The sequence below is a fragment of the Pseudomonas sp. CFBP13528 genome (assembly GCF_005233615.1).
GTDB classification, from domain to species: domain Bacteria; phylum Pseudomonadota; class Gammaproteobacteria; order Pseudomonadales; family Pseudomonadaceae; genus Aquipseudomonas; species Aquipseudomonas fluorescens_AM.
The window spans coordinates 238470-245542 of the sequence record NZ_QGAJ01000007.1 but is presented as its reverse complement, the minus strand read 5'-3'; the positions used below and the strand labels follow the sequence as shown (position 1 = coordinate 245542).

Below are 7073 nucleotides of genomic sequence, written 5' to 3'. Positions count from 1 at the left end.
TCCTTGCCGGCTTTTTCGGCGAAGGCCCATTCGGTCTGGAACCAGGGTTCTTCGGCCTGCTTGACCAGGAAGCCGATCTTCACTTCTTCAGCGGCCAGCAACAGCCCGCTCAAGCTCATGGCCGAGACCGCCACAGCGGCGCAGCACAGGGAACGCAAACCAGGACGACGATTCATACGGGTGACTCCTTGTTGTTGTTTTGTGTTTTTTTGTAGGAGCGAGCTTGCTCGCGAAAAACCTGAGAGCCCCGCGTTCATCCAGGATGAACGCGTTGTCGTTGACGTTTTTTCGCGGGCAAGCCCGCTCCTACAGGGTTTATCCGGCAAAGCGATGGCAAGGTTTGCCAGGGACATCAACTTCTATGGCCAGCACCGCACCGTCCAGGGGGTGAGCCAGGGGGCTGGCGGCGCTGGTGATATACAGGATGGTGAGGTTGGGGCCACCGAACACGCAACTGGTCGGGCGGCTGACCGGCAGTTCGATGATGCGGTCCACCTGACCGTCAGGCGCAAGGCGCAGCAGACAACTGCCGTCCCAGCGCGCATTCCAGATATAGCCTTGCGCGTCCATGGCCGAGCCGTCCGGCCCGCCGCGCTCGTGCGGACCGAACCACACCTGTGCCGGTGCAAGCTGGCCATCGGCGTGGATCGAATGCTGATAGAGCGTGCCATCCAGGCTGTCGCCAAAGTGCACCTGGCTACCCTCCTCGTTCCACAGCAAGGTATTGGGAATGCCCAGCCCGCTGAGCAATGGCGTGACCTGCGCATCGGCATCGATGCGAAACAGGCCGCCGGAGCGTCGCGTGACGGGCAGGTCTTCACCCTGCTCGCCGATATTGTTTTGCATGGTGCCCAGCCACAGTCGGCCCTGGGCATCACAGCGCGCTTCATTGCCACGGTTGCCCGCTTGCGGGTCGGCGACGCACAGCAGGGTCAAGGCTTCGGTGCTCAAGTCCAGCCGGTACACACCGCTGCTCAGGGTCACCAGTGCATCGCCGCTTTCACAGGGAATGAACGCCGAGACGTGCTCGGGCAATTGCCAGACCCGCAACTGCCCGCCCATCAGGCGCAGCGCCTGCCGGGCGGCGATATCCACCCAATAAAGGGCCTGGGACCGCCCATCCCAGAACGGCCCTTCGCCCAACCGGGCACGGTGTGAGGTGACTGCGCTCAACGTCATGAAGCCTCCGGGTGACTTACAGCGATTCGCGAGACGGCGCGCCATCCACCAGCCGCTGGATACGCAGCGGGTTGGCGTTCTTCAGCGCGTCGGGCAGCAGGCTGTCAGGGTAGTTCTGGAAGCACACCGGGCGCAGGAAACGATCGATGGCCAAGGTGCCGACCGAGGTGCCACGGGCATCGGAGGTGGCCGGGTATGGCCCGCCGTGCACCATCGAATCGCAGACTTCCACGCCGGTGGGGTAACCGTTGAGCAGGATGCGCCCGACTTTCTGCTCCAGCAGCGGCGTCAGCTCGGCGAACTGTTGCAGATCGGCCGGCTCGCCAATAATCGTAGCCGTCAACTGCCCGTGCAGGCCGTGCAAGGCGGCGCTGAGCTGGGCCTGGTCGGCGACTTCGACAAACACCGTGGTGGGGCCGAAGACTTCTTCCTGCAGCACTTCGTCGCCGTCGATCAACAGGCGTGCATCGGCTTTGAACAGTTGCGGCTGCGCCTGGTTGCCCGATTGCGCGTTGCCTGCCAGGTGCTCGATCCCGGCGTGGGACCGGAGTTTTTCCAGGCCCTTGCCGTAGCTGCCCAGGGTACCGGCGTTGAGCATGGTCTGCGCCGGTTGATCGGCGATCAGTTGCGCCACTTGTTGAGTAAATGCCGTGAATTCGGGCGACGCGATGCCGATCACCAGGCCTGGGTTGGTGCAGAACTGGCCGCAGCCTTGCACCACCGAAGCGGTCAGGTCGCGGGCCACGCTTTCAGCCCGTGCCTTGAGGGCCTGGGGCAATACGATCACCGGGTTGATGCTCGACATCTCGGCAAACACCGGGATCGGTTGCGGGCGTGCTGCCGCCATGTCGCACAGGGCACGGCCGCCCTTGAGCGAACCGGTAAAGCCCACTGCCTGGATCGCCGGATGCTTGACCAGCGCTTCGCCGACGCCGCCGCCAAAGATCATGTTGAATACACCGGCGGGCATCTCGGTGGCTTCTGCTGCGCGGATGATCGCGTTGGCGACCTGTTCGGCCGTGGCCATGTGACCGCTGTGCGCCTTGAAGACCACCGGGCAACCTGCCGCCAACGCCGCCGCGGTATCGCCACCCGCCGTGGAAAAAGCCAGCGGGAAGTTGCTTGCGCCAAACACGGCCACCGGGCCGAGGCCGATGCGGTATTGACGCAGGTCCGGGCGTGGCAGCGGCTGGCGATCCGGCAGTGCCTTGTCGATGCGTGCACCGTAGAAATCACCGCGTCGCAGCACGCTTGCGAACAGGCGCATCTGGCCGCTGGTACGCCCACGCTCGCCCTTGATACGCGCAGCCGGCAAGGCGGTTTCGCGGCACACCAACTCGACGAAGTTATCGCTCAGGGCATCCAGTTCGTCGGCGATCGCATCCAGAAACTGCGCGCGCCGTGCCGCACTCAATGCGCGGTAGGCGGGATATGCCTGCGCGGCCGCCTTGGCGGCGGCGTCGACTTCTTCCGGGGTGGCCTGATAGAAATCCTGAGGCAAGGCCTGGCCGGTGGTCGCGTCGACGCTTTGCAGCTTGACGCTGCCGTTGGCGCTGCGCTGGCCGCCGATATAGTTGTGGCCGAGGAACTGGGTCATGGGGCTCTCCTTTAAAGGGTGATGACGTTGCCGGGTTCGAATGCCGCATCGCTGCTGCCGACACGGTTGACCAGCGGCGCGCCGAACTCGGCCTGGCTGATCTCGAACACATCGCCGGCCTGGGTACGTATACCGTCGGCAAATGACAGCGTGGCGGTGCCGAAGAAGTGAATATGCACATCGCCGGGCTTGAGGAACTGACGGTATTTGAAGTGGTGGTACTCGAGGTTTTCCAGGCTGTGGCACATATTGGCCTCGCCGCTGAGGAATTCGTTCCGCCAGATTTCCTCGCCGTTGCGCAGGATACGGCTGGTGCCCGCCAGGTGCTGGGGCAACTCGCCCACGCGCACTTCCGGGCCATAGCTGCAACTGCGCAGTTTGGAATGGGCCAGGTACAGGTAGTTCTTGCGCTCCATGATGTGGTCGGAGAACTCGTTACCCACCGCAAAGCCCACACGATAGGGCTTGCTGTCCGGGCCGATCACGTAGAGGCCACCGATTTCCGGCTCTTCACCGGCATCTTCGGCAAACGGCGGCACCGGGAAGGCAGCGCCCGGGCGCACGACGGTGCTGCCGTCGCCCTTGTAGAACCACTCAGGTTGCACGCCCGCCTGGCCGGCCGCCGGCTTGCCGCCCTCCACGCCCCATTTGAAGATGCGCATGGTGTCGGTCAAGGCGGTCTCGTCGCCCGCCTGGTGCATCTTGTCGCGTGCCGAGGCGCTGCCCAGGTGGGTCAGGCCGGTGCCGCTGATCAGCATGTGCGCGGGGTCCGGATGATCCAGCGGCGGCAGGACCTTCAGGTCGGCCAGCAGGCTCGCATAGTCGTGGCTGTCGCCCAGACCGAGGCCGTTCACCTGTTGTTCCAGGCTCACGCCCGCTTCGATGGCGGCCAGGGCCAGTTCGCGCACGCTGCGCGCCGTGCGCACCTCACGCAGTTGACTGCCCGCGACGACGCCGACGCGGCGTTCGCCGTTGCTTGACTCGAACTGAACTAAACGCATGAATTTTCTCCCAGATTAAGGTCGTGTGGCGCCACGGGCGCTGGCGGCGAATTGGTCGACGGGCAGCACATGCTTGCGCTCCAGCACGCGGTAGACCACGCCGGTCAAGACCAGCCCGAACACCATCACCGCAGACAGGAAATACAGGCCCGAGGCCAGGTTGCCGGTGTATTCCTTGAGCGCACCGATCACGAACGGGCCGATATAGCCGCCGAGGTTGCCCACCGAGTTGATCAACGCAATACCCGCCGCCGCACTGGCGCCGGCGAAGAACCGCCCCGGCAAGGTCCAGAACACCGCCGTGCAGGAAAACATGGCGAATGCGGCCAGGCACAGCGCGGCCATTTGCAGCACTGGCGCGCTCAGCCAGGCGCTTGAGAACAGGCCGATGGCGCCCAGCACATAGAGCACGGCGAGATGGCCATAACGGTCGTTCAGGCGGTCGGAACTGCGCGGAATGATCAGCAAACCGATGATGCCGAAGAGGTAGGGCACGGCCGAGATGAAGCCGGTAGTGAGGTCACTGCCGCCAAACTGCTTGATCAAGGTCGGCAGCCACAGGCCCAGGCCGTAGATGCTCAGGGTCACCGGCAGGTAGAACAGCGCCAGCAGCAACACGCGTTTGTCTTTCAACGCATGCAGCGGGTTGCCATGGCGGGTCTGGCCGTAGGCTTGCAGGTCTTTGTTCAACTCACCCGTGAGCCAGGCCTTTTCTTCCTCGCTCATCCACTTGACCTGTTTGGGACCGTCCGGCAGGTAGCGCAGCACCGGCCAGGTCAGCAGGATCGCCGGGGTGCCGATCACGATAAACAGCCACTGCCAGCCGTGCAGGCCGAGAATCCCATCCATGCCCAGCAGGCCGCCCGACACCGGGCCGGTGATCATCATCGCGATGGGTTGGGAGAGAATGAACAGCCCGAGGATCTTGCCGCGATGGCGCACCGGGAACCATTGGGTGATGTAGTACAAAACGCCGGGAAAGAACCCCGCCTCTGCCGCGCCAAGCAGAAAGCGCATCACATAGAAGCTGTGCGGCCCCTGCACAAAGGCCATGCCGATGGTGATGGTGCCCCAGGTGATCATGATGCGCGCAAACCAGCGCCGCGCGCCGAAGCGGTCGAGCATCAGGTTGCTGGGAATCTCGAACAGGAAGTAGCCAATGAAGAACAACCCCGCGCCCAGGCCATAGGCCGCATCGCCGATGCCGACGTCGGCGCCCATGTGCAGCTTGGCGAAGCCCACGGCGGAGCGGTCCACGTAGGCAATCAGGTACAGCAGGATCAGGAAGGGAATCAGTTTCAGCGTGATGCGCCGAATAAGCCGCAGTTCCTGGCTCATGGGGTCGATCTCCGATTGTTGTTTTTATAGAAGCTCGGGGGACGCCTCTCGCGAAAATCCGCCAGGGTCATACCTCAGTTGAGAAAGACTATATAGTAGGACTATTTACAAAACAACTCTTCCAAAGCTTGGTCTTTGCGCTTATGTTTAGCTACGGTTAGAACATATAGTCATACAATAAGAGAATCGATCATGTCTGATAAAAAGCCCGGCCTACGCTCCGCCCAGTGGTTCGGTACTGCCGACAAGAACGGCTTCATGTACCGCAGCTGGATGAAGAACCAGGGCATTGCCGACCATCAGTTCCATGGCAAGCCGATCATCGGCATCTGCAACACCTGGTCGGAGCTGACCCCGTGCAACGCGCATTTCCGCCAGATCGCCGAGCACGTCAAACGCGGCGTGATCGAAGCCGGTGGCTTCCCGGTGGAATTTCCGGTGTTCTCCAACGGCGAATCCAACCTGCGCCCTACCGCCATGCTCACGCGCAACCTGGCGAGCATGGATGTGGAAGAGGCGATTCGCGGCAACCCGATCGATGGCGTGGTGTTGCTGACCGGCTGCGACAAAACCACCCCGGCGCTGCTGATGGGCGCCGCCAGTTGCGATGTGCCGGCCATCGTTGTCACCGGCGGGCCGATGCTCAACGGCAAGCACAAGGGCCAGGACATCGGCTCGGGCACGGTGGTGTGGCAGCTCAGCGAACAGGTCAAGGCCGGCACCATCACCCTGGATGATTTCCTTGCGGCCGAAGGCGGCATGTCGCGCTCGGCGGGTACCTGCAACACCATGGGCACCGCGTCGACCATGGCCTGCATGGCCGAGGCGCTGGGCACTTCCCTGCCGCACAACGCAGCGATCCCGGCGGTGGATGCGCGGCGTTACGTACTGGCGCACATGTCGGGCATGCGCGCGGTGGAGATGGTGCGTGAAGACTTGAAGCTGTCGAAAATCCTCACCAAGGAAGCCTTCGAAAACGCGATCCGCGTGAACGCGGCCATCGGCGGTTCGACCAACGCGGTGATTCACCTGAAAGCCATCGCCGGGCGCATCGGCGTCGAGCTCGACCTGGATGACTGGACCCGCATCGGACGTGGCATGCCGACCATCGTCGATTTGCAGCCGTCGGGGCGCTTTTTGATGGAGGAGTTCTACTACGCCGGTGGCCTGCCCGCCGTGTTGCGACGCCTGGGCGAAGCCGACCTGATCCCGCACCCGAACGCCCTGACCGTGAACGGCAAGTCGCTGGGCGAGAATACCAAGGACTCACCGATCTACGGCCAGGACCAGGTGATCCGCACCCTCGATAACCCGATCCGCGCCGACGGCGGCATCTGCGTGCTGCGCGGCAACCTGGCGCCACTGGGTGCGGTGCTCAAGCCGTCGGCCGCCAGCGCCGAGCTGATGCAGCACCGGGGCCGCGCGGTGGTGTTCGAAAACTTCGACATGTACAAGGCCCGCATCAACGACCCGGCGCTGGACGTGGACGCCAACTCGATCCTGGTCATGAAAAACTGCGGGCCCAAGGGTTACCCAGGCATGGCCGAGGTCGGCAATATGGGCCTGCCGGCCAAGCTGCTGGCCCAGGGCGTGACGGATATGGTGCGCATTTCCGATGCGCGCATGAGTGGCACCGCTTACGGCACGGTGGTGCTGCACGTGGCGCCGGAAGCCGCGGCCGGCGGGCCCTTGGCCGCGGTGAAGGAAGGCGACTGGATCGAACTGGACTGCGCCAATGGCCGCTTGCACCTGGACATCCCCGACGCAGAGCTGGCGGCGCGCATGGCCGACCTGGCGCCCACCGAAAAACTCATCGTCGGCGGCTATCGCCAGCTGTACATCGACCATGTGCTGCAGGCCGACCAGGGCTGCGACTTTGACTTCCTGGTGGGCTGCCGTGGCGCCGAAGTCCCACGGCATTCCCACTAATTGGGATGCTATGATGCGGCGAATCTAAG

Annotated in this window: 5 protein-coding genes and 1 pseudogene; 1 reads left to right on the top strand and 5 read right to left on the bottom strand. The window is 63.6% G+C overall.

Going from position 1 to position 7073, the window contains the following annotated elements; genetic code table 11:
- The 5 genes and pseudogenes from PspCFBP13528_RS16210 to PspCFBP13528_RS16185 all read right to left on the bottom strand — a co-directional run.
- Positions 1-176 (bottom strand): annotated as a pseudogene (locus tag PspCFBP13528_RS16210) (arabinose ABC transporter substrate-binding protein); the annotation flags it as partial.
- Between the two features lie 139 nt (positions 177-315).
- A complete protein-coding gene (locus PspCFBP13528_RS16200) occupies positions 316-1179 on the bottom strand; it encodes an SMP-30/gluconolactonase/LRE family protein (protein ID WP_137200663.1) in 864 nt (287 codons plus the stop codon).
- A gap of 16 nt (positions 1180-1195) precedes the next feature.
- Complete coding sequence (locus tag PspCFBP13528_RS16195) at positions 1196-2776, bottom strand: aldehyde dehydrogenase (NADP(+)) (RefSeq protein ID WP_065952737.1); 1581 nt, start codon at positions 2774-2776, stop codon at positions 1196-1198.
- An 11-nt stretch (positions 2777-2787) separates the two neighbouring features.
- Entirely contained in the window at positions 2788-3777 is a 990-nt protein-coding gene (gene araD1 / locus PspCFBP13528_RS16190) for an AraD1 family protein (protein ID WP_101220913.1), read from the bottom strand.
- 15 nt (positions 3778-3792) lie between these two features.
- Positions 3793-5115 carry an MFS transporter gene (locus PspCFBP13528_RS16185; RefSeq protein ID WP_065952739.1) on the bottom strand — a complete coding sequence of 441 codons (1323 nt, stop codon included), beginning with the start codon at positions 5113-5115 and terminating at the stop codon, positions 3793-3795.
- Positions 5116-5307: 192 nt separating this feature from the next.
- Here PspCFBP13528_RS16185 and PspCFBP13528_RS16180 point away from each other — a divergent pair, with 192 nt between their 5' ends.
- Positions 5308-7044 (top strand): IlvD/Edd family dehydratase, encoded by a 1737-nt coding sequence (locus tag PspCFBP13528_RS16180; protein ID WP_065952740.1) that lies wholly within the window; start codon positions 5308-5310, stop codon positions 7042-7044.
- Positions 7045-7073 lie beyond the last annotated feature (29 nt).